The organism is Candidatus Krumholzibacteriia bacterium (genome assembly GCA_030748535.1).
Lineage (GTDB): Bacteria > Krumholzibacteriota > Krumholzibacteriia > JACNKJ01 > JACNKJ01 > JASMLU01.
The window spans coordinates 405961-432143 of the sequence record JASMLU010000001.1 but is presented as its reverse complement, the minus strand read 5'-3'; the positions used below and the strand labels follow the sequence as shown (position 1 = coordinate 432143).

Genomic DNA, 26183 nt, shown 5'->3' with positions numbered 1-26183 from the left:
GGTACTTGGGCCCTCAAGACAGAACGGGTTTGTCCCGCGGAGGTGAATGATGCGCACGGCAAAGCTGCACGGAGCGGCGTTCTTTTTGACCCTGCTGGTGTCTGTGACACTGGTTTCTTCGTCCCTGGCTTCGAGCGACATGAGTCCGGAACGTCAGACTACGATGGAGGCGGAGATTTCTGCGTTCCAGTCCGGGATTGATGCTCTCGGCCATGACTGGATTGCTGGCGAGACCAGTCGAATGAGGATGACTCCCGAAGAGCGGCGGGCCACGCTGATGCATGATCTGGAACCCTTTAACGGCGATGTGGGAATACCCTATGTCATGACGGAGGATCGTTCAGGCGATCGGAGCCTGCTGGACTGGCGGAACAATGGCGGGAACTTTGTAACCGGGATTCAGGATCAGGGAAGTTGCGGTTCCTGCTGGGTCTTTGGTGCGGTTGCCGCTCTGGAAAGTGCCTTCCTATTCGCCATCGATGGTGGCGATGTTGTGAACCTGAACATGAGCGAGCAGTATCCCCTTTCCTGCATCTCCAATGGATGGGGTTGCGGAGGAGGTTGGGGGCAGAATGTTCTCAACTACGCAAGAAACAGCGGCATGCTCGATGACGACTGTATGCCCTATCAGGAAAGTGATACGGTCCCTTGCGGAGATCACTGTTCCGATACGCAATACCGCGACTACTATTACGGGAACTATGGAGTCGTTTGTTACACGGCCAATACGACTTCGATCAAGAATGCCTTGCTGAATTACGGTCCCCTCTACACCACGATGGACATCTACGAAAACTTCAACTCCTACCTCTCCGGCATCTATGTCGCGAGCGGGGAGTATGAGGGCGGCCACGCAGTTTGCATCGTGGGCTACAACGACAACGGGGGCTACTTCATCGTTAAGAACAGTTGGGGCGAGGACTGGGGGATGGACGGCTATTTCAACATCTCCTATAACGCCGGCTGCAGTTTCGGGGACTACACCTACTACACTCGCTACACAACGAGCGGGCAGCCGCCCTATGCGTCAATGGAACTGTCCAACACCCTTTCCAATGCGGGGGAAGTCGTCACCTTCACGGATCGCTCCGTGGGCGTGAGCGGGAGCATTGTCGACTGGCAGTGGGACTTCGACGGGAACGGGAGCGTGGATGCTTCCGGTCCCGGTCCTCACGATTTTGTGTTCGAGGACACGGGAATCTACAGCCCGCGCTTGATTGTGCAGGATGTCGACGGGCAAACCGATGTGGAACATCTTCTCGATCACCTTGAAGTGAGCTGGGAAGGGCCGGTCTGGTTTGTAGCGCCGGATGGAAGCGACGGTGGCGCTGGCTCCCACAATGATCCCTATGCCAGCATTCAGGTGGCGATCAATGCTTCTGCCTCCGGCGATACCGTCCTCGTCACTCCCGGAGCCTACAGCACCTTCAACAACTCGGACCTTCGTCCCTATGGCAAGGATATCGTTATCCGGGGAGATGGAAACCTCGGAGATGCGATTCTCAACGGAGGAGGCAGCCACCGTCTGTTCATCTTTGACAATGCGGAAGGCCCGGGAACGCGGATTGAAAACCTGCTACTTCGCAAGGGCTACGATGACCTTGAGGGCGGGGCGCTCTGGATTGACCCTGCTTCCTCGCCGGTTATTTCCGGATGCAGGATCGACAGCTCTTCAACGGGAAGTGGAGCGACTAGCGGTGGAGGAGCCGCCTGGGTCGGTGGATCTGCGCTCTTTGAAATGTGTGATTTCGTGGACAATACGGGCACGGTTCATGGGGGCGCGATCTGCATGGAGGGAAGCGAACTGAACCTGAACGACTGCTCTTTCGAAGGGAACAGTAGCGGGTCCTATGGAGGAGCGCTGTCTCTTCTGTCCGGAAACATGAATCTCTCCGGAGGAACATTCCTTTCGAACATGGCGACAGATGGCGGGGGAGCCCTGTATCTTGCTGTCGGAGCCACCGTTCTTGACCGCCTCCTCTTCGACTCCAATCAGGTTACCGGTACGACCGGAATCCCTGGCGGCGGGGGAATCTATCTTGCAGCGGGAACCAGCCTCGAAGTCAGCAACACGATCTTCACGGGCAATCAGGCTCCCCTCGGCGCTTGCTTCTTCAACATGGGGGGAACAGCCTCCATGCTTCATGTGACTACTTTTGAGAATCAGTCCACCAACGGTGGCGGCGCTGCTGCGATGTTTGGCGGAACTCTCGATGCCGGGAACAGCATTTTCTGGGCGGACACAGGAGCCGGGGGTGCCGAGTTCATGGGAACCGGCTTCAGCCTCCGCTACTGTCTGGTTCAGGGAGGCTATGCGGGAGAGCAGATCATGGATGTCGATCCGCTGTTCGTCGATGAGGCTTTGCCCGATCTCCACCTTCAGCAGGACAGTCCCTGTGTTGCGGCGGGTGCAGAGGACTATGGCATCGCGACTGATTTTGACGGGCTGGATCGCCCTCGTCCGGCGGGAACCGCCCCGGATCTGGGTGCCTGTGAGTCTGCCTTCCCCGGGGGAAATGCCGCAGAAGATTTGCCGGAAAGTCCGACCCGGATTCTTGGAATCTATCCCAATCCCTTCAACCCGCACGCCAGGGTCCGCTTCCATCTTCAGGAAGAGCAGCAAATCCTGCTGACGGTTCATGACATTGAAGGCCGACAGATTGTGCAACTTGCCAACGGTGTCCATGAGGCCGGGATGCAGGAAATTGCCTGGGACGGGCTCGACAGCGATGGGAACCCTTCTTCCAGCGGTGTCTACTTCGCGCGGCTTCAGACCCTGCGAGGCAGCGAGTCGAGAAAGATGGTTCTGCTCCGATAGTTCGCGTTTTATGAATGTGCCGCGCTCCGCTTTGCGGGGCGCGGTTCTCTTTTGCCCGGTTAGACCACTCCTCCCTGGATGTGCTATAATTGGGATTCCTTGAATCAATCACGACAAGGTGGGGGAAGGATGCATTTTCCGGGAAAGCCGGTTCTTTTCCTTTTGGCGATTTCCCTGATTGCCCCGCTTGGTCATGCCCAGTTGGCTCCGACGGACTATTTCCTCAGCTGTGACCCCGACAGTTTTCAGTTCATTTATGACAACTACTGGCTGGATCACTACATCCCCTGCACGATGGGGATCAACGGAGTTACCTGGCCTGACTGCAGGATGAGAATCCGGGGAGATTCCTCAAGAGAGTTTCCGAAAAAGTCGCTCAGAATCAAAAGCGACGGGGCTGCTTTTCCGAACGGCCGGGATGTCATGCTCATGAATGCCGACTGGTATGACCGCTCTTATATGAGGACGGTTCTTGCCTCCCGACTCTTCCAGGAAAGCGGGCATCCCTGTTTTGATGCGGAGCATGCAAGGCTCCACCTGAATGGAGAGTACTTCGGGCTTTACATTCGTGTGGAGAATGTGGACGAGGACTTTCTTGCGGACAAGGGACTCGACCCGCAGGGCAATCTCTACAAGGCCACTCTTGATGGAGCCTGCCTGAGCATCTTTGATGATGTGGAGATACACTGGGAAAAGAAAACCAATGAGAATGAATCGAGAGATGACCTGCAAGAGTTGATTGACAATCTCGATTCGGTTTCTGACGCGGATCTCCCCAACTACTTTCAGCAGAACTTTGACTACGATCGCCTGATGAACATCCTGGCCCTGAACAGTCTTCTGGCCAATGGAAGCACCTACTATCACAACTACTACATGTATCACGACATCGCAGGAAGCGGGAACTGGATCATGTTGCCCTGGGATGTGGACAAGACCTTTGCCCAGTACGGGGCATCCTATCCCTATCATCGCACATCCTATTTCACCTACCATGACAATCCACTGCCGGAACGGGTCTTTATCGTTCCCGAACTCTTCGATGCTTATCGTGGCCGCGTGCTGGAACTGGCGACGACCCTTTTTACCACGGACCATCTGTTTCCGCTCATCGACAGCTTGATGGTTGTGATTGAGGCTTCCGTGGAGAACGATCATAGCGACAATGTGTATGACCTCAACGACTGGCAGTATCGCACTTCACAGGAGAAGGTGATCGGGATTGAAGGTCGCATTCCTGACCTGATTGAACAACTCTCCTGGAAACCCCGTTCCTTCGAACTGGAACGGACTCCCTACTCATTTCCCGACAGTGTGACCCTTCGATGGGGTTCCTCCAGCGATCCCAATGGTGATCCAGTCCGTTACAAATTGGCAATCAGCAGGAGCTTGACTTTTGCCGAAGACCTGACGACCTGGTACACGGGCCTGCAGGATACGGTCTTTACTCCTCCCGATACCTTCAACCCTTATGTCCTCTGGTACTGGATGGTGCAGGCCATAGACGGAATGCCGGGGCATGAGGTAGAGGGCTTTGACACCTACAATTCCTTCAAGGTTGTGGAGGGCACCGTTCTTCCACCCTCGATCAGCGAAGACATGACCCTCAACATCCTGGGTTCTCCTTACTATGTGAACGAGGACTTGACCGTGGAGAGCGGGGTGCTTCTTGAAATCGAATACGGTTCAGAGATTCGTCTGGCCGATGGAGTGAGGGTTCTGGTGAAAGGGCAGATTGATGCCCATGGCTACGCATGGCGACCCATTCATTTCATGCCGCGACTGTCGGCCGACCGCTGGGGCGCACTCTGTTTCGAGGCTGGAAGCGCTCCCTCCACGCTGGAGCATGTCCTCATCGAGGGAGCCTCGTCAGGAGTCGCTCAGGGGGGACCCGCCTGGCAAAAGGCGGCCATCTCCAGCTATGCGACCGATCTCTTTCTCCAGAACCTTGTCTTCAGGGACAACTACCAATGTGTCTATGCAAATGAAGCCAGCGTCGAACTGAGGGACAGCCAGTTTCTGTCGGGAAATCAGGGGGAACATTTCAATCTGCGTGTCGGGACGGCCCTGATCGAGGACTGCGTCTTTGAGAATGTGACTGCCGGTGGAGATGCCGTGGACTTCGACGGAGTGAGTGATGGGCAGGTCCGTCGATGTCAGTTCTCGAGCGGGGAGGACGACTTCATCGATGTCGGGGAAGGCAGTTTCGCGACACTGGAGGGAAACTCTTTATCGCAGGCCGCGGACAAGGGGGTTTCCGTCGGGGAGAGGAGTACGGCAACTCTCCTTTACAATACGATTGAAGCTTGTGATATCGCGGTTGCGGTAAAGGATTCCTCTTTTGTCACGATGGATCGCAACACTCTCTATGGAAATGTGCTGGGGATCTCCGCCTACGAGAAGAACGCCGGACAGGGGGGTGGCTTTGCGACCGTGATCAATGGCATTGTCTCTTCGAGCCTGGACTCCTCGATTGCCATCGACCCTCTTTCCGCAGTTCAGTTTCGTTATTCCCTTTCAGATACTGACAGCATTCCGGGTATCGGCAACCTCTTCGAGGCTCCTCTCTTTGTGGATGCTTCTGCGGGGAATTTCAATCTCACGGCCTTTTCTCCCTGCATCAATGCGGGCGATCCTCTCTCTCCTCCCGACCCGGACGGAACTCTTGCGGACATGGGCGCCCTGCCTTTCGACATGACGGCCTCCGGGATCGTGATCAATGAGATCAACTACCACTCATCCGGCCAGTTCAATCCGGAGGATTGGGTGGAGTTGCACAACCCTGGCGATCAGGCGATTGACATTTCCGGGATGCAGTTCATGGATTTGGCCAATACCTTTGTCATTCCTGAGGGGACGGTGATTGCGGCTCACGCCTATCTGGTGCTTTGCAGGAGTTACCAGCTCTTTCATGCCTGCTTCCCGGAGGTCACGCAGGTGGTCGGTGATCTGGGCTTCGGTTTCAGCGGGGGAGGAGAGGCCTTGAGCTTCCGGAGCGCAGAGGGAGTGATCTACGATCAGCTTGTCTATGATGATGCCCCTCCCTGGCCTCCCGAGGCCGACGGTTTCGGTCCGACCCTGGAGCTTCTGGATGCCGAGTTCGACAATTCGCTTCCCGAGAGTTGGGCCTCCTCCCAAGGGTACGGCACTCCGGGGGCGCTCAACAGTGTTTCCGATGCAGTGGGAGTGAGCGAAGGGACGCCGGGCGCTTCCACTGTCTTGAGAAATGTCTTTCCCAATCCCTTCAATCCCACAACGGAGATTCGCTTCTCTCTATTGGAGGCATGCGATATTCGTTTGTCGGTTCATGATCTGAGCGGGAGGCTTCTTGCGCTTCTGGCCGATGGTCCGTATGTAGCAGGGAACCACTCGCTGCAGTGGCAGGGACGGGATGAGCGGGGAATGAAACTGGCGAGTGGAGTGTATTTTCTAAGGCTCTCTGACGGAGAGAGTTCCCATTCCCGTAAACTCCTGCTCCTGAAGTGACATGCATCGACCCATCCTGATTCCCCTTCTTGTCCTCTTCCTCTGTGCCTGCACGGAACTGGTCATTGTGTATCCCGACAACGGGAACGAGCATGCACATGTGGAAGCTCCTCCAATAGTCCTGTCGGGATTCTGGGGGGCCACACAGCCGGGAACCATGCAGGAACCACCGGACTTGAGTCAGATCCCCGAGAGTTACAATGTTCTCACGGTGGCTTTTTGCAATGTCGACAGCTACGGCAACCTGGACTGGATTCAGCTTGGACAACCACAGGTGGCTTACCCCGCGCAGATTCAAAACGGACAGATTCGGTCTCTCAAGGAGAGAACCGGTTGCCGTGTCCTGCTGTCCATGGGGGGAGAGAGGGGCTTTTTTCCATTCCTGAATGTAAGCCGGGACTTCTGGATTCAAAAAGCGGGAAGCCAGTTGCTCGATGTTTTCGAGCAGTATGGTTTTGACGGTCTCGACATCGACATCGAGACGGTAGAGTCTCTTCATGACTTCCTCTACTGCATGCGGGGCCTGATAAAAAAAATAAAGGGGTATGGTTATCTGGTTACCCTGAGCCCTCCACAGGCATTTCTCTACGATTACGACCCTCCGGTCAATCGTCCCACGCGCTCCTGGAACAACTATGCTCCCCTGCTCAGCAGCGACATGATGCCCTATGTCGACTGGATACAGCCCCAGTTCTACAACCATTCTCATGGCGCCCATTCCATCTCGGAATATGTGACTCTTCTGGCTAGCGGGACTTTCGAGTTTGAAGCTCCCGAGCATCATCCCTGGGAATCTTTTTTTGATCCGAATGACAAGTGCAGTTATCAGATCGAGATTCCTTCTGACAAAATCGCGAGCGGGCATCCGGCCACTCCCACGGGTTCCGCTCCGGGTGGAGGCTGGCTGTCGCCCCTGGAAATTGCCACGGAATACGAGATTCTTCAGTCGCAAGGTGCTGAAATGAAGGGCTTTATGGTCTGGTCTATTGGCTGGGACAAGACCAATACTCCCGCCTATAGCTTCGGAGACAGTCTTTCTTCAGTTTTGGGGCTCCCGATTCTTCCCTGAACTTCCTGGATGTTTCCTACGATTGCGTAGGTGCTCGCCTACACAATTATCAGAAAAATCCCGCACCTCAGGGTCTTAGCTGCTGATACACAAGGCTTTAGCTACTTTGCTATACTTGTCTTCGGATGGGTGTAGAAGATCTACACGGGAAGCCTGTACACGGAAATGGAGGACCCATGAATCGGGTCGCCCACATTCGGCTATATGGTATCGGGGTACTCAGTATCCTGATGTCAATCGTGGCCGGATGTAGCCTGGATATCGCAGAACCTTTCTCCGATCCTTTGGTGGATCTGGAGACGGGTGGCGCGATCCTGACCGAGGTCGGGGGAACGCACCGCTTCGAATTCGAAGCCGGTGAGATCGTTCTCTACGGGCCTACCGGTCTGGAAGTGGATCGCCTCCAGGCTTCCGCCGTTGCCCCTCTGCAAGAGGGCGCAAGCCGCTATCTTCCCGGACTCTTTGGAAACGGAATCGATCTTCGCATCACTCAGACCGAGGGCCTGCTTCGCCATGTGATCCTCTTCCAGTACCTGCCGGATTTTGTCGACGAGGCGAAGACTCTGGAGTTCATAGAGCCCTTGAGCTTCGATGAGGATCTTCGGGTCTTCACTCGCGCGGGAGAAGTCTTTGCTGGTGAGAGTGCCATCACGGCCAATGGAATCAGCCTTCATGACTCCGGGGGAGCCGAGGTCTTTTACATTCCCGCCGCAACGGCCTGGGATGCCCGTTTCCTTCACCGGCCATGGATCGAGTACGAGCTTCGCTTCCTGGAAGCGGGCCGTGCCGAACTGGTCACTCGCCTGTCCACTTCCTGGTTCACCGAGCCGGGAGTTCAGTACCCACTCGCCCTGGATCCTACTGTCAGTGACGGCGCGCCGCCACCCATCATCGCTACACTCATGGTGACGCCCACTGTTCCCGGGGCCAACGAGGTCATGCTCTCGATGACCTATGGCAATTTCTACAACGACTCCATGCTGGTGACCGTTGACTGGGGCGATGGTGAAGCTCCTCTGGAACGCATCAGCAACACGCCTGTCTATGAGATCCACGACTATCCCTGTTTGCTTGATGGGGGAGTCGTGACCATCGACATCCAGATCTCGGATTTCTATGTGGATCCCGATACCGGCGAGCCGGCCCCGAGAACGGTCCGCGAGATTGTGGAAGTGCTGGTCGGTCCTTCGGACAATCCGGAAGATTGCGGAGCTGTGGACTGCTTCCCCGATCTTCCCCAGCCACGGGTTGGCACCACGGGCACAGAGGATTTTGTTGAAGATGGAATCGTTTACACCCGCTACTTCATGAAGGTTGTGAACTGGGATGTCATCCCGGATGTTCTCTTCGCGGCGGGCCCGGGCTACCCTCCCTGCGAGGACGGTGGACTCTCCCTTTCCTCCCGAACCCTGGTGACACTCTTTGATCAGGAAGGCGCGGAGTTGAATGTCTTCTGCGATCTGGAGGACAACGAGGATCTCAACTCTCTCTGGTATGCTTATCCAAGGGATCTGGAGCCTCCCTATCAGGTCTATCTGGAATTATACGACCAGGCCTGTGATCTGACCTACCAGTCGAACTGGTGGCACATGCAGTACATGACGCCGGAGATTGCCCGCCCCTTGCCGGGGACAGTTCTCATGGGCCGGGACGTGCTCTTTGAGTGGACGGATGTTCCGAGCGTGGTGGGCTTCGAGTTTGAAGTCCTTGATGAGAACTGTGAAGAGGTCTTTTTCCATTCCGGCTATCAGCGGGACTACTCCGTACTGGCCACCGGCCTGCCTGCTGACGGGCAAAAGCTCTATGCGGGTCTGCGCACCTTCTATGACGACGGTACCTTTAGCTACTCCCTCTTTGACTACTTTGCCTGGACTGCTTCCCCCTAGGGATTGAAATCTTTCTTGCTTTGGAAATGGACCCTGCGGGGTCTTTTTTTTGCTTCCCCATTTGGCTTGCTGCTTCTAGGCTTTCGGGGAAGAGGAGGCGGGTATGCGCAAGAAAGATCAGAACAAGGGCATCTTCTGTCTCGAGGGTCTTTGGGATCCCGACCTGAGAGTCATGTCCACCGTGCGACCCCTTCTGGAGCTTCTTCGTCTGAACGAGGGAGTGGACTACATCCACCGGGAGTTTGCTACCGCCGAGGAGTTTGAGCTCTATCTCGGCAAGTGGACGCAGAAGCGCTATGAGGCCTATCCGGTTCTCTATCTGGCCAGCCATGGACTGGAGGAGGGGATCCAGATTGCTGAGGAGCGGTATTCTCTGGATCGAATGGCAGAGCTTCTGGAAGGGCGCTGCGAGAACCGGGTCATCCTCTTTGCCTCCTGCAGCACCCTGAATATCGAAGCTCGTAGCCTGCGGCGCTTCCTTGACAGAACCGGCGCCCTGGCTGCCTGCGGCTACCGGGTGGATGTGGGCTGGATGCGCGCGACAGCCTTCGAGCTTCTTCTTTTGGCCCGTATGCAGGAGAACGAGTTTTCCCTGCGTGGCATTGATTCCATTGCCCGTAGCGCCCGTTCGATGGCGCGCTCTTTCCGGGATCTGGAGTTCCGGATTCTCCGGGCGCGCAGTTCCTCCTAGTTCCCTCAGGGGCATGATTCTGCCCATTCCTTCCCTCTGGCATTTCTTTTGCGATTACCGGAGCAGAGGATGTGTTATCAAAACCAGTCAATGGGGGACAAGATCATGAAAAAAAAGAACTTAACACTCGCATTTCTTCTCCTTTCACTGCTTGCCGTACCGGTTTCCGCTGTCCAGATTCTGGAATACTCTCTGGATTGTGGAGAGAACAGTCTCGCCTGGCGGGGCAGCTTTGAGTACAGCGCCGCAGAAGCCCTGGGCAGTCTGCGGATCACGCCGATTGAGGGAAAGATCCTTGAACTGAGCATCGACCTTTCGGATTACCCCGGTATGGGCAATGTCCCGGGTCGCCTTGAGCCGGACGGCTCCTGGCTTCTCGACTGGAGAGTGCCTCTGGGGGATCCTGTCACAGAGGCTCCTGTTATTTTCGCTGCTCTTGAGGGTGATCTCTTTGAGTTTCACTGGGAGGCCATCAGTGTTCCGGGCGATGATCGCTACAGCAGCGATTTCGGTCCCAGCAGTTGCGACATGGCTCCGGCAGAGACCAGTAGCTGGAGCCAGTTCAAGGCTCTCTATCGCTAAGACCGGGTCGCTTCCAGCCTTGGGGGGAGAGGTGCTGCCTCTCCCTTTTTCTTGTGCCCCAAGGACTTGGAACTTTTTTTTGAGAGAGGCTTGACACACTATACAAATGTATAGTATTCCTTTCCACGAAGCCAAAGGAAAGGAATTGCTCTTGTTCTCCCGTTCTCCCGCCATCGCTCATCTGGACATGGATGCCTTTTACGCATCGGTGGAGCAGAGGGATTTCCCTGAACTGCGGGGTCGTCCCGTGGTCGTGGGCAGTAGTGATCCGAGTCGCCGGGGAGTGGTGGCGGCGGCCAGTTATGAGGCGAGAGCTTTGGGCATCCGCAGTGCCATGCCCCTGCGTCGGGCCTGGAAACTCTGCCCGGATGCCTGCTTCATGGATCTTCGCATGGAGGCCTATGTCGAGGAAAGTCGGCAGGTCATGAGCATCCTCCGGGAATACTCGCCCCGGGTCGAGCCCCTGAGTCTGGACGAGGCCTTTTTCGACCTTAGCGGGACGCTCCTGCTCTTCGGGCCGCCGGAGCAGACGATCCGCCATATCCAGAAGCGGGTTCTGAAGGAAACGGGTCTGAACTCCTCCGTGGGAATCGCGCCCGTGAAGTTTGTTTCGAAGATTGCCTCCGACCTGCACAAACCGGCTGGCATCGTGGTGGTTCCTCCCGGCACGGTGGAGGCTTTTCTTCATCCCCTGGCCGTCAGCCGCCTCTGGGGCGTGGGTCCCCGAACTCTGGAGAGTCTCCAGCGCATGGGTGTGGAAACGATTGGCGATCTGGCCGGGATGGGCCTGGAAAGACTGGAGCAAAGCTTCGGCAAGTGGGGGACTCACCTCTGGCGTCTGTCCCGTGGTGTGGACGAGCGGCCCGTCGAGCCTCTTCAGGAAGAAAAATCCGTGGGCCACGAAATCACCTTCCCCGAGGACCGGGGCTCGCAGGAAGCCATTGAGCGAACGCTTCTGGCTCTTGCCGAGAAAGTGGCCCGCCGTCTTCGCAAACAGGGCGTGGCCGGGCGCACCGTGACGCTGAAGTTCCGTACTGCCTCCTTCCGCAGCATGACCCGCTCCATGAGCAGTTCCGAGTACATCGATCAGGCCTGGGCACTCTACGAGATTGCCAAAAAGCTCCTCACGCGGGTGGACCGCCGGGGAGAGAAGGCCCGGCTTCTGGGGATTTCTGTCTCCTCGCTTCTGGCGCGGGAAGAAGTTCCCCGGAGTCTTTTTGAAGAACCCGGGTCTCGCCACAGCGAACGCGTGAGCGATGCCATGGATGAGCTAGGGCGGCGTTTCGGTGTGGACAGCGTTCGCCGCGCGCGTCTTCTCAGGAGGAAAGAATCATGAATCACAGCTCTCTCCAGCAATACCCGATTCCCTTTGAGGAGAAGAGAGACCTGAGTCTTGAAGAGGCCCTGGCTAATGCCCGGGCGGCAATGAATGAGAAATCCAGGGGGTTCCGGAAAGAAAATCCGGCTCATCTTCCATCGGATCCGGAACACCCTGAACTCTACGCTCTCTGTCCCGGCTGCAAGGTACATCCGGCAGGGGGTATCTATCCGGCTGTGGAATTGCTTCGGGAAAGGATCTGTCCGACAGGAGAGCGCCTTGCCCGGGACGGGGCGGCCGGAGAAAGTTCCGGGGAGAAGGAGAGTCCTGCAGGCGACAGGGAGGGTTCGCTCTGCTCGACATTCATGAGGTCGGCCCAGCCGTCCTCCTCCTTGCTCCTCGATTCTGGCGCGAAGGGCTGGCTCCGGACGGATCGTCCGTCTCCGGAAACAGAGTCTCTCACCCCCGGGCCCCGCCCGGAGACCGGTCCGCGCTTTTTCTTGACCCCCGTCCTTCGCCTGTGCTCCGATGGAGTGCGTCGGGTGCAGCTTCGCTGTTCCCGGGCTTGGTACTTTCACCGTAGAAGGTCTGTATGCAAAAAAAGGCTCTCACAGATCGCCAGTCTGTCATCCTCGACTTCCTGAGGGACTTTCTCGATAAGAATGGCTACCCGCCAACCCTTCGGGAAATAGGCGGGCAGTTCGGAATCCGTTCTCCCCGGGGAGTGCAGGACCATCTGGAAGCTCTGGAGAGGAAAGGCTACATCCGCCGCGAGCGGGACAAGTCCCGGGGCATTGAGCTTCTGGACTTTCGCCCGAGCTCTGCGGACAGTGTGCTTCGTCTTCCGCTTCTGGGACGCGTGGCCGCCGGACAGCCGGTACTCTCCGAAGAGAACATCGAGGGCTGGAGGGAAATCGACAGCTCCATGGCACGCAATGGCAGCTTCCTCCTGACGGTCACGGGGGATTCCATGATTGATGCCCATATCCTCGACGGGGACATGCTGGTCGTGCAGTCTCAGGAGGAGGCACGCAACGGAGAAATCGTCGTTGCCATGGTGGATGACGAAACCACGGTGAAGACCTTCTACCGTGAGTCCAATGCCATTCGCCTTCAGCCGGAGAATGCGAGTATGGATCCCATTATCGTGCCGGCCGGCTCAGCGGAAATCCGCATTCTCGGGAAAGTACTGGCGGTGTATCGGGGCCTCTAGCTTCTGGCCGGGAAATTGTGCCTGCGCCCGCCAGCAGGGCGACATATATCAGAACACATGAAGTGACAATATCTTACGCCCTGAGCTTGGGGTGTATTCTAGCTACGCCTCAGGGATCACGGAATAGAAGACAGAGAAGAAGTGCAGGACGCTTCCCCCGATGACGAAGCAATGCCAGATGGCGTGGTGGTAGGGGAGTTTCTTCCATGCGTAGAAAACCGTGCCCAGAGAGTAGGAGAGGCCTCCGAGAGCCAGGAAGAGTAAACCCAAGGCGGGAACCGACTCGATGAGGGGCTTTGCGGCAACAAGGACCATCCATCCCAGACCCAGATAGAAACCCAGAGAGAGCCACTTGGGCGGACGCTTGAGCAACACTTCAAAGAGAATGCCGAGGAGTGCCAGACCCCAGACAATGCCAAAGAGAGTCCAGCCCCAGGTTCCACGGAGATTTACCAGCACAAAGGGTGTGTAGCTTCCCGCGATGAGAAGGTAGATGGCTGCGTGATCCAGTTTGCGAAAGATCATCTTCGCTCGGGGCCAGGGAAAGCCGTGGTAAAGGGTGGAAGTCAGATACAGGAGAACCAGGCTGCCTCCGAAGATACTTACGCTCACTACGCTCCAGACGTCAGAACGCAGAGCCGCAAAGGTGACGAGAAGGACAAGGCCGGCGATGCTCAGCAAAGCACCCAGACCGTGAGTGATACTGTGGAGGATTTCCTCGCGGACGCTGTATAGGGCTTCGCGATGGGGCATGGGCTTCCTTTGGATCTTCCATGGAAACTAGCCGGAACAGGTTTGAAGGGCAAGCGTGCCATGCCAAAAAACAGAAAACGAGGGCAAAAGCCCTCGCTTGAGAAGGTATCCCCTACGGGATTTGAACCCGTGTCGCCAGGTCGAAAACCTGGTGTCCTAACCGAGCTAGACGAAGGGGACATACCGGATTTCCCGGATGCGAGAAGCTATCAAGGGTTTTCGGGATTGTCAACCGTTTGACTATCGGACAAGAAGCAGCTTGGTCACTTTTTCCTGCCCCCTGTTTGTGCGTAGTCTTGCAAGGTAGAGACCGGAGGGTTGCCCTTCCGCCTTCCATGGGAACTGCTGCCTGCCCGCTTCCAGAATGCGGTGAACGAGTACTTCAAGCCTCTGGCCCTTTAGATTGAAAATCTCCAGAGTCACCTTTGCGGCTTCTTCCAGACGGACTTCCAGAACACAGGTCGGGTTGAAGGGATTCGGCCATGCGGAGAGTCTGATCGAATGCGCCTCACTTTCGGGCGCATCGACACTTTCCCCCAGTGCGATATCTGCAAGTATCGGGATATGGTCACTGGCCTCGTGGATCGCTTCGGCGATCTCAAAGGGAACAGCATTGTTGAAACCGCCGTAGAGAATCGACTCGTTGAAGTGTTCTCCATCGTTACCGTAGGCGGTATAGGTTTCCGGAAGCAGTTCCAGACCCTCGCCATCCAGCAAGTGCTCACTGACAAGAATCAGGTCGAAGCGGTCATCCATTCCTCCGTAAGATCCACCGCCGAACTGCTCCTTCCTTGGACACTGTGTGTGGATCGATGCAAAGGAGGGATTGTCGTGCCAGTTCCCTGGAGAGTCGATGGGATCAAGGAGTTGTCCCGGGCCACTGGAGAGAAGCAGTTGATAGGCGGGCTCACTGGAGTGGTAGATGTTGAAGTCGCCGGCGACGATAAAAGGCATGTCTTCGGGGAGCGTGTCGAGTTGGTTGCGCAAGACCAGGCACTCATCGTGCCGGCGGTTTTCATTCGTACTTCCCTGGCTTGCTTTCAGGTGCAGGGTGTAGAGGCGAAAGATATCTCCCGAGGAGGTGGCCTCCAGATCCCACCATTCAATGTCGCGAAGATCCGTGTCCAGCCATCCGGAGTCGATCACGGTGGCACATTCCTCACGGATGTAGAGACCCCGGTCCGAATTGTAGCTGTTGTGAAAGGGGGCTTCGCCCCATTGCCCCGGATGAACCTGCTCAAGCACCGCACTGAGAAACTGCTGGTAGCCGTTTATATTTTGAAGCTCCTGTACGACGAGTAGATCCGGTTCCAACTCCCCGATCACAGTCGACAGGTGGGTTTCCCTGTCCGAGCCCGCACCCGGATAGTTCAGGATATTCCAGTCCAGCAGCCTCAGTTCTTCGGCAGAGAGAAGAAGGGGAAAAAGGGCCAGAAGGAGTGTTATGTTGCGTATCTTCATGTATCACAACTTGTTGGGGACTTTTATTAATGTACCATATTTGGAAACATTGAGCCAGCCTTTTCTCTTGTTCCCCGGACAAGGCCTGACTATCTTCGCTCCATGATACTCCTCCAGACCTGTTCCCCATCGGCGGCTTGTACGCTCAGTTCCTGGATTCGTCAGGCGGATATCGCACTATTCGCCTGGATCAATGGACTTCACTTTCCCGGAAGCGATCTGCTCCTTGGCTGGGTTACCTGGCTGGGAGACGGGCTCCTTGCTGCGCCTCTTGCAATTCTGGGGCTCTTACTGCTGGATCGCCGTCGCTTCTGGAGTCGCTTTCTTTTCCTTCTAGGGGCAGTCCTGCTCACCACGGTTTTCGTACATCTCTTGAAAGACTGGGTCGGTCGCCCGCGTCCCTTGCTGGAACTGGGCGGAGTCCTGCCCGATGGAACTCCGATGCGGCAGCTCTTTCGCGAATTGCGCCATGGCAGTTTCCCTTCGGGTCACAGCCAGGCCGTCTTCGGACTTGCTGCAGGCTTTCATCTTCTTTTCGGAAACCGTATGCGCTGGCTCTATCTGCTCGCTCTCCTGGTGGGCGTGAGCAGGGTCTATGTCGGAGCGCACTTTCCCCTGGATGTTCTCGGGGGGGCACTTCTGGGAATGTTCGGCGTGGACCTGATGTCCAAACTCTGGCTGCCCGCCGACCTGCGCAGCAGGGATCAGAAGCCATCATGAGAGGCATCCTTCCGGTTCTTTTGCTAGCGGTTCTTGTCTTCCTCCCTCTTCTCGGAAGTGTTCACCTTTTCGACTGGGATGAGTTCAACTTCGCTCAGGCTGCCCGCGAGATGAGCGAGCGTGGCGACTACCTGACAGTGACCATCGCCGGTCAGCCCTTTTACGAGAAACCTCCTCTCTTCTTCTGGCTGCAGGCTATGGCTTCCTCTCTTCTGGGCGATAGCGAAGCATCGGCTCGACTGCCGAGTGCCATCGCCAGTATCATGACAGCCCTGATGCTCTTTCTGATGGGGCGGCGATGGAAGGATGAAAAGCAGGGGCTCCTCTGGGCGGGCTTCTATCTTGGCAGCTTTCTCCCTCTGGTAACCGGGCGCATGGGTCTGATCGATCCGGTCTTCAATTTCTGGATTGCTCTCGGCCTGTTTCTCCTCTTCGAACTGGATCGCCGGGAGGAAAGGGTTTTTCCTCTTGCGATGATTTCCGGCCTTTCTCTCGGCCTTGCAGTGCTGAGCAAGGGGCCTCTTGGCGCTGGAATCCCGATTGCGATCTTTGTGATCTATCGCTTGATCAAGCGCGATTTTCACCTTCGCATTCTCCCCTTCTCGCTTTTCTTACTTGCTCTTGTTCTCAGTGCCGCTTCCTGGTTTCTGATGGAGAGTCTTGTGAATGGGGGAGACTTCATCCGGGAGTTTGTCCGCTACCAGGTTCGCCTGCTTCAGACTCAGGATGCCGGCCACGGGGGATTCCCCGGCTACGAATTCCTGATCTTTCTCCTCGGCTGTTTCCCGCTTTCTGTTTTTGCTCTTCGATTCCTGTTTCGAAAGGAAAGCGATCCTTCCCTGAAAGACGCCACTCTTCTTGCCAGAGTCTGGCTGCTCTTTGTCCTTCTTCTCTTTGCTCTTGTGAAAACCAAGATTCCTCACTACACGAGCCTGGTCTACATGCCGGGAGCCTGGTTGGCGGCAAGGGAAGTACGATTATTGGCCAACTCGACAAGGCTCTCGAAACTGACCCTGATTTTCTGGGTTCTCGTGGGGGGCCTGATCTCCCTTCTTCTCATCGCACTGCCAGCCCTGATGAGAAACCCGGATGCCTGGATTCATCTAATTGAGGACGAGTTTACCCGTGCCAACATACTTCGCCCGGTTCCCTGGAGTCCTCTGGCACTGATTCCAGGGCTTCTCTTTGCACTGGGGACCCTTGTCTCCCTCCTGTGGGTCTTCCGTGGAAACTGGCAAAGAGGAACCATGAGTCAGGGTTTCACTGTCGGGCTTTGTGTCCTTCTATCCTGGCCCTTTTTGCTTCCCAAAATCGAGGCACATTCCCAGGGGGGAGCCATTGCGCTTTACGAGAGCCTGCGGGAGGAGCCTGCGGATCTCTGTATCGCCGGTTTCAAGAGCTATGCCCATCTCTACACAATGGGGCGGCGAGCCTGGTCGGATCGTTCTGCGGAGGGACGGGAGAGACTGATGACAGCGACAGATCGCCCGCTCTACATCGTAACTCCCCTTCATCGGACAGAGGAGATCCAGAGGCAGTATCCGTCCCGCATCCTTCGACGGGAGGGCGGCTTTGTCCTTCTCCTTCGGGAGCCCCTCCCTTGAGAGAACCCCTCCAAAGCTGATATAATTAAGGGGGGACTTTTTCACCCGTCCCTTCGGAGGGGATCCGTGCGCGCGTTTTTGGCGATATTGCTTTCCTTGATGTTGCAGGGCACAGGTCTGTCCGACCCGGTGCTGCCGCCGCACACGGAAAACCATCCCTCTCTTTTCTTTCACGAATCGGAGATCCCCGATCTTCTCTCTGACATTGCATCAGACCCGCTGAGAACATCGACCTTTTCCGGGATCCTCTCGCGAGTGGAGAACTACGCCACCATGGGTCCGGACAGCCTGGTTCTCGATTACTGGGGCTATCGGCAGGTAGCAGAACTGAGCCTTGCGGCCCGCCTGGGCAGCGCTGAGACGGCGAGCACTGCATCGGAGACTCTGGAGGAACTGGCCCTGTATCTCTGTGACAACTGGGGGCCCTCGGATCTGGATAGCTTCCTAGGGGAACTGAGTCCGGCTCTCCGTCTCTGGAACCTCTCCTGGGCCTATGATCACGGTTTTCGCAGCGCTTCTGACAGCCTGCGGCAGCGTCTGGTTTCGGAGATGCTGGAATCCATGGAAGTTCTTTCGAGTGATTCTCTCTTTACGAAGTTCCAGTTCAATCCCCTGGTCAGCAACAAGGGGATCACGATTGGAGCAAGCCTTCTTCTTGCGGGAATGGCCCTCGGCGAAGACCTCCCGGGAGATCCGGTCGTCGCTCAGGCGAAACAGGCGGGCAGAGTCTACATCAAGCGCGGCATAGAGGATCTGCTGCCTGCTGACGGGACTTATCGGGAGGGCATCAGCTATCTGGTCTGGACCATGATGACGCTTCTTCCGGCCTGGGAGGCGAGTTGGCGTCTGGAGGGCACGGCAGAGTGGGAGGAGGAACATCTTCAGCGGGTTTTGGAGTGGATGGCATGGCAGATCCTGCCAGTCGGTGAGGGGAAGTTCCTCAACCGCAATGACAGCAGCACCCTGGCCTTCGAAACCAGCCGACATGTCAGTCTTCTGGAGTGGGCCAGCGGGAGATTGGCGGAACCGGGTCTGGCCGCCTGGCTCCTGCGCCACACATCCGGTGCCGAGGGGCATAATCTCGGCGAGGATTCGGACACCTGGGCGACGGTTCTCTGGCACCAGAACCCCCCGGAGCTGGATCCGCGGCTCCTGGGCCGTGATCGCTTTTTTCCCGATCGTGGCTTTTATGTCTACCGGCAGGCTTGGCCGGGCGACCCGCTGGAAGACAGCTTCCTCATGACTTTAGAGGGCGGGCAGTTCATGGGCGGGCACATGCAGGAAGATGTCGGGCAGTTTACGCTTCGCGCCATGGGCCATGGCTTTGCCATTGACCATGGCTATGGCGATACCGACACAAAGGCTCACAATCTCCCCACGATCGACGACCGGGGGCAGCACAATGCCGGGAAATCCATCGGAACGGATGGAGTGATGAGTTTCCTCTGGGACAGCGATTTCCTGAAGTATCTGAAGGTTGACATGGCTCAGGCCTACACGACCCACTCTGCCTTTAATGACCCGGATGTTCCCTGGGAAGGCTGGGACTGGTCCTGGGGATACGATGGAGGCAATCCCATGCAGGTGGCCGAGCGCAGCTTGCTCCTTTTCCCGGGAGAGGAGGGGGAACTGCCGGAGATCTACCTTCGCGATGACCTTCTGTCAGAAATCGGAGGGGATCGTGCCCTTCGCTGGCGGATGCATTTGGAGGAAGACCTGCAGGTGCAGTTGACGGGAGTGGACACCTGGGAGATTGCGGGCGACAACGGTTCCCTTCACCTCTATGCTCATGAACCCGCTTTCGTGGACGGGGCCTGGGGCCTGTCCTCCTGGGACAACGGGAATGTAGATCCGGAGTCGCAGGTCTTCCGCTTCTACCGATCCGAAGAAAGGAACCGTGTCTTGATGCACCTCGCTCCGGTCCCTCTCAACACGGAAGCGCCCCGGGACACGACCTTCCGTTTTGCCGGGGGGATCCTGGCAACAAGCGAGCGGGGAAACCGAAGCCGCAGGATTCTTCTTCGCAAGGACGAGGAATGGGTGGAGGGGGCAGGGTCTTACAGCGATGGTCTCTGGGCCGGAGTGGAACTTCAAAGCGGGATGAGAACTGCAAGTTTCCTTTTCGAAGGTAGCCGCTATCTGGATCAGGGCCGGACGATGGTCCAGCTGGATCGTCCCTCTTCGGTCACCTGGCAGGGCGAAACGGTTCTCCTGGGCGATGACAATCTCGACTTCCTGATCTGGGCCCCTGATGCGACGGAGGTCCTCTGCAATGGCGTGTCGCAACCCTTCGTGAGAAATGGTGACTATGTGACGAATCGCAAGGATTCCGATCCGGACCCTGTTCCCGTACTGGCGGGAGTCGAGATGGGCGAGCCACGGAGCAGTGACGGGAGGACCTGGATCTTTCCCCTGATTCCCCATCGCGATGTTTCGGTAGTCGCGCGGATTTACGACATCAGGGGGCGCAGGCTGGAGACCCTCCATGAGGGCTCCCTGACTTCCCCCCGAGACCTGGTCTGGGACAGCAGCAATCTTTCCCGTGGAGTGTATCTTTTCCGGCTTAGTGCCCCCGGAGTGGAAATACGTCGCAAGATCCTGACCCCACTGAGCAATTAGTCTTGCGCTTCGCAAGTCTCCTCGCTAGCTTTTCCTGTCTATTGCGACGAAAGGAGTGCGCGTGAGCTACCGTATCGCATGGTTGCCCGGAGACGGGGTTGGCAACGAGGTAATGGAGGCCAGCAAGCTGGTTCTCGATGTTCTGAAGCTGGATGCGGAGTACCCGCATGGAGACATTGGCTGGGAACTCTGGAAGAGCGAGGGGAATCCGTTCCCGGATCGCACCATTGATCTTTTGAAAGAAAGCAACGCCGCACTCTTCGGGGCGATCACCAGCAAGCCGCCAGCGGAAGCAGAAAAAGAACTTTCCCCTGAATTGCAGGGAAAAGGACACAAGTACTTCAGCCCGATTGTCCGCCTTCGTCAGGAGTTCAATCTCCACACGAATTTACGGCCCTGCAAAGCCTACCCCGGCAATCCTCTCAACTTCCGGGATGGAATTGACCTGGTGGTCTTCCGGGAAAACACCGAAGGCCTCTATACCGGGATTGAAGCGCACCCGGTTCCGGATGAGCTCTTTGACACCTGGGCGAAGCATGCACCGAAGGCCGAACGCTTCCGCGATGTTCCCCGGGACGAGATGGCCATGACCACTCGCCTGGTGACCCGTGCAGGTTGCGAGTCCATTGTTCGTCAGGCTTTCGAGTTTGCGAAAACGCATGGTCGCAAAAGCGTGACTCTCGTAGAGAAGCCCAATGTGCTTCGACAGACGGGCGGCATGTTCACCCGCGCAGCACACAAGGTGGCCGCGGATTACCCCGACATTCCCCTCTGGGAAACCAACATCGACGCGATGGCCATGTGGCTGGTCAAGAACCCTGAAGACTATGATGTTCTGGTAGCCGGCAACATGTTCGGCGACATCATCAGCGACCTTGCTGCCCAGTTGGTCGGGGGGCTCGGATTTGCTGCCAGCGGAAACATTGGCGACAACTTTGCGGTCTTCGAACCTACCCACGGTTCTGCGCCGAAGTATGCGGGACAATACAAGGTCAATCCCATGGCCATGCTTCTGTCCACACGCATGATGCTTGACTTCCTGGGAGAGTCTGACGCATCGGCCCGCCTCGAGTCAGCGATTGCCACTGTCATTGCGGACGGAAATTTCCGCACCTATGACATGGGCGGCAGCCACTCAACGCTGGAAGTTGCCGAGGAAGTTGCCCGGAAGCTCTAGGCCTGCCTGCAGGATCATGAGGGGGAGGGCCAAGGCTCTCCCCCTTTCTATATGGAAGTGAAATGAAGATCCTGATTCTGGAACCGTACTACGGAGGAAGCCACCGCCAACTGGTCGATGGCATGGTCCGTCATCTTGAAGAGGACTTTCTGCTCTGGAGTCTCCCTGCAAGAAAGTGGAAGTGGCGCATGAGGGGAGCTGCAGCGGTCTTTGCGGATCGTTGGCGGGAGGAGAAACCGGAAGTCGATCTCGTTTTTGCCAGTTCCCTGATGAACCTCGCAGAGTTTCGGGGTTTGATTCCTGCAGAGGCAAGGCAGATCCCGGCGCTTCTTTACTTTCATGAAAACCAGTTGAACTATCCGACCCGAAACGAGGATCCCCGGGACTATCACTACGGCTGGATCAATATCCTCAGTGCCCTGTCCGCAGATCGCGTGATCTGGAACACGGCTTTCAATCGTGACAGTTTTCTGAATGCTCTTCCTGGTTTTGTGCGTGCCATGCCGGATCATGCTCCCCGGGATCTTTCTGCAAGGATCCTCGACCGTTCCCACTTGCTTCCCGTCCCCCTGTCTCCTGACTTTCTAGATAGACCCATGCCCCCGGAGCGGGAAGGTCTTTGCCGCATCCTCTGGAACCATCGTTGGGAGCATGACAAGAACCCTGAAGAGTTTTTCGAGGCTCTCTATCAACTGGACAAGGAGGGGCTGGACTTTCAGGTCTCGGTAATCGGTGAGTCCTTCCGGGAGCAGCCCCCTGTTTTTGAGGAAGCGAAGCAAAGGCTAGCTCACAGAATTGCTCGCTGGGGATATCTGGAGAGCCGGGGCGAGTATCTGGAGGAACTGGAGCGCGCGCATTTGGTCGTCTCCACTTCTCTTCACGAGTTTCAGGGTTTGTCGGTTCTGGAAGCGGCCGCACGAGGAGCCCTTCCCCTTCTTCCCGCAGACCTCGCCTATCCCGAGATCTGGCCATCGACCTGTCTTTACCCCCGAGGGGAACTCTTCCCCGCTCTTCGGGAGAGAGTCCTGAAGCCATATCCGGGAGACGGATCTCCACTTTTTGAAATCACGGATGTTTTTTCCTGGCCTCATCAGGTTTCAGCGTGGAAGGCACTTCTCCATTCTTTCCTGTAGTGGATTGCCATCATTTCTTCTTCTCTGAGGCACTCGATTCCGCCTTGCCGATATGCTAAAATTAAGCCCCGGTTCGCCAATATCAGGAGGCTTTTTGAAGCATCGCATCCTTGCATCACTCCTCTTCCTCTGCCTCGCTCTATCTTCTCAGGCACAGGCTCCGCTCTATGCCTTCAATTGCGGGGGAAGTCGTCTCACCGACTCCCAGATGAATACCTTTGAAGCTGACCAGCCCTACTTCCCTGGCAGCCAGGGTTACGTGGGCGGATCACAGACCGTCCCCGGATTTGTGCCGAACAACGCTCCCTGGACTTCCCTGGATTACGACCTCTACACCTGGATGCGCAAGGGAGCGACGGCCTATCGATTTGATCTCCCCAACGGAGAGTATATCGTTCGCCTTTACCTGCTGGACGGGAAAAGACATGGTCCGAACCTTCGCCTCATGGACATCTGGATCGAGGGGGTGCAGATCTTTGATGATCTTGACCTCTGCGCGAAGGTCGGCTTCATGGGAGCCTATGAGTACTCCATCGCCAGCACGGTCTCCGACGGAACTCTGGATGTGGAGTTTGACAGCCCCCGTGGTGGAGCCGTGATCGGAGCCATCGGAGTCTGGGACATTGCGGATCCGGGAATTGCACCGGACTCACCGACAGACTTCACGGCAATGGCTGGCTATGAAATGAACATCCTTCGCTGGGGCTATGAATGGGATGTCAGTCTGAAAGAAACGGCGATCTATCGGCGCATGAATGATCAGGATCCCTGGCTGGAAGTCGGCAGCATGTCTTCGGTGCGTCGCTACTTCGTGGACTGGGATGCTTTCCCCGGAATGTCCTACGAATATGCAATCTCCCATCGGGATGCCTGGGGCCGGGAGAGTGCCCTGAGTGTTCCTCAGGCTGTGAACACGATGGCACGATCGGAGACAGGTCTTCCCTGGTTCGAGGTCAACATCACGACCGTGGATTATGACAGCCTCAATGCCAACCCTTTCTCCGACGAATACTACAACATTGGATGGGCGGTGGATGGGGGTGGCTACCATGCTGGCGAAGCTCGCTTCCGGGGGGGGCTTGCGAAGTTTTTCAACAAGAAGTCCTGGAAGGTGCGGCCCGGGTTGGAGGATGCCTATGCGGATTTCGATGAACTGCTTTTCATTTCAAACCCGGATGACAACTATCTGATTCGTAATAAACTGAGTTTCCGCATCTTTGATGAACTGAATGTCTGGCACTCCGATGCCTACTCCGTGTCTCTGTTTCTCAACAGCGAGTACCGGGGCGTCTACGATCTTGTGGAACCGGTGGATGAAGATTTCGTCCTGAAGCGGGGAGACCTGGAGGTTGGCAATCTCTACAAGGCCTATGCGGACATGGGTGCCCTTGCCAACGATTCACAGTACCACCTGTACTATGAGTACAAGGGAGGATCCGATCAGAGCTACGATGACCTCCGGGACCTGATCGAAGGGACGGCGAATCTGGACGACTTCGATTTTCCGCCCTTCATCGCAGAGCGAATCGATTTCGGCAATTTCTTCGAGTACTACTCGATGATGATCTACACTAGGCAGTACGACTTCATCGACCGGAACTACTACCTCTATCACAGTCGGGAAACCGGTCGATGGAGCTTCTTTCCCTGGGACATGACTCTCTCCTTCTGGCCGGAAGCTCTTGCCCTGGATTTCGGGACGGAGAACTCCCCACACTTCTGGGACGGGGCCTGGAACTGTCTCTTCAACCGGATGCTGGAGGTCCCCCAGATTCGATGGGCCTATGCAAAAGAGCTTGAGAACCTTCATGCAACTGTTCTCAACGGCCCGAATCTGGAGAACCTTGTCAATGAGACCTACGACCCTCTGGAGCAGGCCGGGGACAGGGATGTCTATCGCGCTTTCTTCGGCAACATGGACTATTACGATATCGCAGAAAGCTACCTTCGCTATCGGCTCAACCAGCGGGACACGCAGTTTGAGACCATGATTCCTGATTTCAAATCCACGATCACGCCGGTCGGAATCAACGAGCTTCAATTGGCCATTTCCGGCCCCGGCGAGGGCTGGGTGGAGATTCATAACTACGGTGAGGAGTCCATGATGCTGGTGGGCTGGAATCTCTATGGGGGGGATTTCAGCAGCATTCCCGCGACCGTGCTGGAACCCGGGGATTACATGGTTCATGAGGTCATGCCGACCGGTGGACCTGCTGTGCTGGACCCGGCCGGGGGAATCCTGATTCTCCTGGATCAGGATGGAAACCAGGTAGATCGGGTTCGTTACGGGCCGCTTCAGGAAGGCGCGTCCGAGGGGCGCTTCCCCGATGGCTGGATCACCTGGCAGAAGATGCTCCCCAGCTCCGGACTGGCAAACCAGGCTGCAAGCTTCCCCCGAATCCTCAGTGCTGATTTCAGCCCGGAGAATCCCTGGACGGAGGACAGCCTGCGGGTCGATGCAAGACTTGGCATTCATGAACGTCCTTACACTATGGACCTGCATCTGGAGATGGCGGGGCAGTCCCATGAACTGGAGATGATGCCCACTGGACCGGACTCCCTGAACTGGTTCGTCGAGAGCGTTCCCATGGAAGAGGCCGGCATGCTGAAGTGGTGGATCGTGGCCGTGGATTCACTGGGGATGGAGGCCACCTACCCGATCGGCGCTCCCTTTTTCGCGGAAGAAGTCATGATTCAGGATGCCAGCGTTCCCCTTTTCCTCAATGAGTTCATGGCTGACAATGTCTCCGTGCTTCCGGATGAGGCTGGCAGCTATGATGACTGGATCGAGATCTACAATGCCGGGAGCGATGTCATTGATCTTGCGGGCATGACCCTGAGCGATGATCTGGCGATACCCGGGAAATGGACCTTCCCCCAGGATCCGGCCTCCGTGATCGAGCCCTTTGGCTACCTGATTGTCTGGGCGGACAACGATCCGCAAGATGGCCCCCTGCATGCGAACTTCAAGCTGTCCAGCAACGGGGAAGAGATTGGTTTTTATCAGGCGGACGGAACTCCGATCGACTTCCTGACCTTCGGCTCCCAGCTCACGGACATTTCCTACGGACGATATTCGGACGGCGGACTTCCCTGGGACTTCATGGAGACGGCTACACCGGGAGCTTCGAATTCTGAAGGCTCGCCGGCCACGCCCGTCGATGCTTTTCCCCTGGTCCTGAATGCCTGGCCCAACCCCTTCAATCCGCGAGTTCAACTGCAGATCAGCCTGGACCATGACGGGCCGGCAAGTCTGCATATCTATGATGTGAAAGGCCGGCAGCTTCGATCTCTCTTCGATGGCTTCCAGAGGGCGGGCTTGCGGGAAGTGATCTGGGACGGACGGGATGAGCGGGGGCGCTCACTGGTATCCGGGATTTACTTTGCGAGGCTTCAATGCGGCGACCGGGATCGCAGCGAGAAGCTCCTGTTATTGAAATAGCTCGCAAAGAGACCCCCTCCCGCAAAGCGGGAGGGGGTTCTTGTTTTGGGCGAAGGTCCCGTGCCCGACCCTCATCTCCTTGTCCCTTGCAATGTGAACAGGGTGATCCTGGTGGGGGTCGGCGCATCATGGAAGGTGATCAGCTCGGGGAAAGCGCAGGAACAGGATTCAGGCTATTCGAGGAAGTCTGGCTTGGCCTGGGCCAGGAGGA

The 26183-nt window shown here is 56.7% G+C and carries 16 protein-coding genes and 1 tRNA gene; 14 read left to right on the top strand and 3 right to left on the bottom strand.

The features are described from left to right. Window positions 1–46 precede the first annotated feature (46 nt). From QGH30_02020 to lexA, 8 genes are all read left to right on the top strand, one after another. Window positions 47–2818 carry a C1 family peptidase gene (locus QGH30_02020; GenBank protein MDP7021112.1) on the top strand — a complete coding sequence of 924 codons (2772 nt, stop codon included), beginning with the start codon at window positions 47–49 and terminating at the stop codon, window positions 2816–2818. Window positions 2819–2947: 129 nt separating this feature from the next. Further along, entirely contained in the window at window positions 2948–6304 is a 3357-nt protein-coding gene (locus tag QGH30_02015) for a CotH kinase family protein (GenBank protein MDP7021111.1), read from the top strand. Between the two features lies 1 nt (window position 6305). Then, complete coding sequence (locus tag QGH30_02010) at window positions 6306–7373, top strand: glycosyl hydrolase family 18 protein (protein MDP7021110.1); 1068 nt, start codon at window positions 6306–6308, stop codon at window positions 7371–7373. A 176-nt stretch (window positions 7374–7549) separates the two neighbouring features. Then, window positions 7550–9259, top strand: coding sequence for a hypothetical protein (locus QGH30_02005; GenBank protein MDP7021109.1), 1710 nt, complete (start codon window positions 7550–7552; stop codon window positions 9257–9259). Between the two features lie 103 nt (window positions 9260–9362). Then, window positions 9363–9950, top strand: a complete 588-nt coding sequence (locus QGH30_02000) for a hypothetical protein (GenBank protein ID MDP7021108.1) — start codon at window positions 9363–9365, stop codon at window positions 9948–9950. A gap of 105 nt (window positions 9951–10055) precedes the next feature. Further along, window positions 10056–10532: a hypothetical protein gene (locus tag QGH30_01995; GenBank protein ID MDP7021107.1), complete on the top strand. Its 477-nt coding sequence runs from the start codon at window positions 10056–10058 to the stop codon at window positions 10530–10532. Between the two features lie 145 nt (window positions 10533–10677). Next, window positions 10678–11868 carry a DNA polymerase IV gene (locus QGH30_01990; protein ID MDP7021106.1) on the top strand — a complete coding sequence of 397 codons (1191 nt, stop codon included), beginning with the start codon at window positions 10678–10680 and terminating at the stop codon, window positions 11866–11868. 574 nt (window positions 11869–12442) lie between these two features. Next, window positions 12443–13063, top strand: coding sequence for a transcriptional repressor LexA (lexA, locus tag QGH30_01985; protein ID MDP7021105.1), 621 nt, complete (start codon window positions 12443–12445; stop codon window positions 13061–13063). A 102-nt stretch (window positions 13064–13165) separates the two neighbouring features. Here the strand turns inward: lexA and QGH30_01980 are convergent, their stop codons facing one another. The 3 genes from QGH30_01980 to QGH30_01970 all read right to left on the bottom strand — a co-directional run bounded on the left by QGH30_01980 (window position 13166) and on the right by QGH30_01970 (window position 15277). Further along, window positions 13166–13816, bottom strand: a complete 651-nt coding sequence (locus QGH30_01980; GenBank protein ID MDP7021104.1) for a hemolysin III family protein — start codon at window positions 13814–13816, stop codon at window positions 13166–13168. A 106-nt stretch (window positions 13817–13922) separates the two neighbouring features. After that, window positions 13923–13996 (bottom strand) — tRNA-Glu (locus tag QGH30_01975). 60 nt (window positions 13997–14056) lie between these two features. After that, window positions 14057–15277 (bottom strand): endonuclease/exonuclease/phosphatase family protein, encoded by a 1221-nt coding sequence (locus QGH30_01970; GenBank protein ID MDP7021103.1) that lies wholly within the window; start codon window positions 15275–15277, stop codon window positions 14057–14059. Between the two features lie 102 nt (window positions 15278–15379). Here QGH30_01970 and QGH30_01965 point away from each other — a divergent pair, with 102 nt between their 5' ends. From QGH30_01965 to QGH30_01940, 6 genes are all read left to right on the top strand, one after another. Continuing rightward, the gene (locus QGH30_01965; GenBank protein MDP7021102.1) at window positions 15380–15997 is read left to right on the top strand and encodes a phosphatase PAP2 family protein; all 618 of its coding nucleotides are present in this window, start codon (window positions 15380–15382) and stop codon (window positions 15995–15997) included. Further along, entirely contained in the window at window positions 15994–17601 is a 1608-nt protein-coding gene (locus QGH30_01960) for a glycosyltransferase family 39 protein (protein MDP7021101.1), read from the top strand. The genes QGH30_01965 and QGH30_01960 overlap by 4 nt, the downstream gene beginning before the upstream one ends. Window positions 17602–17667: 66 nt before the next feature. Beyond that, window positions 17668–20220 carry a heparinase II/III family protein gene (locus QGH30_01955; protein MDP7021100.1) on the top strand — a complete coding sequence of 851 codons (2553 nt, stop codon included), beginning with the start codon at window positions 17668–17670 and terminating at the stop codon, window positions 20218–20220. A 61-nt stretch (window positions 20221–20281) separates the two neighbouring features. Continuing rightward, complete coding sequence (locus tag QGH30_01950; GenBank protein ID MDP7021099.1) at window positions 20282–21397, top strand: isocitrate/isopropylmalate dehydrogenase family protein; 1116 nt, start codon at window positions 20282–20284, stop codon at window positions 21395–21397. A 62-nt stretch (window positions 21398–21459) separates the two neighbouring features. Next, window positions 21460–22530, top strand: a complete 1071-nt coding sequence (locus QGH30_01945; protein MDP7021098.1) for a DUF3524 domain-containing protein — start codon at window positions 21460–21462, stop codon at window positions 22528–22530. A 94-nt stretch (window positions 22531–22624) separates the two neighbouring features. Continuing rightward, the gene (locus QGH30_01940; protein MDP7021097.1) at window positions 22625–25972 is read left to right on the top strand and encodes a CotH kinase family protein; all 3348 of its coding nucleotides are present in this window, start codon (window positions 22625–22627) and stop codon (window positions 25970–25972) included. The last annotated feature ends 211 nt before the right edge of the window (window positions 25973–26183 follow it).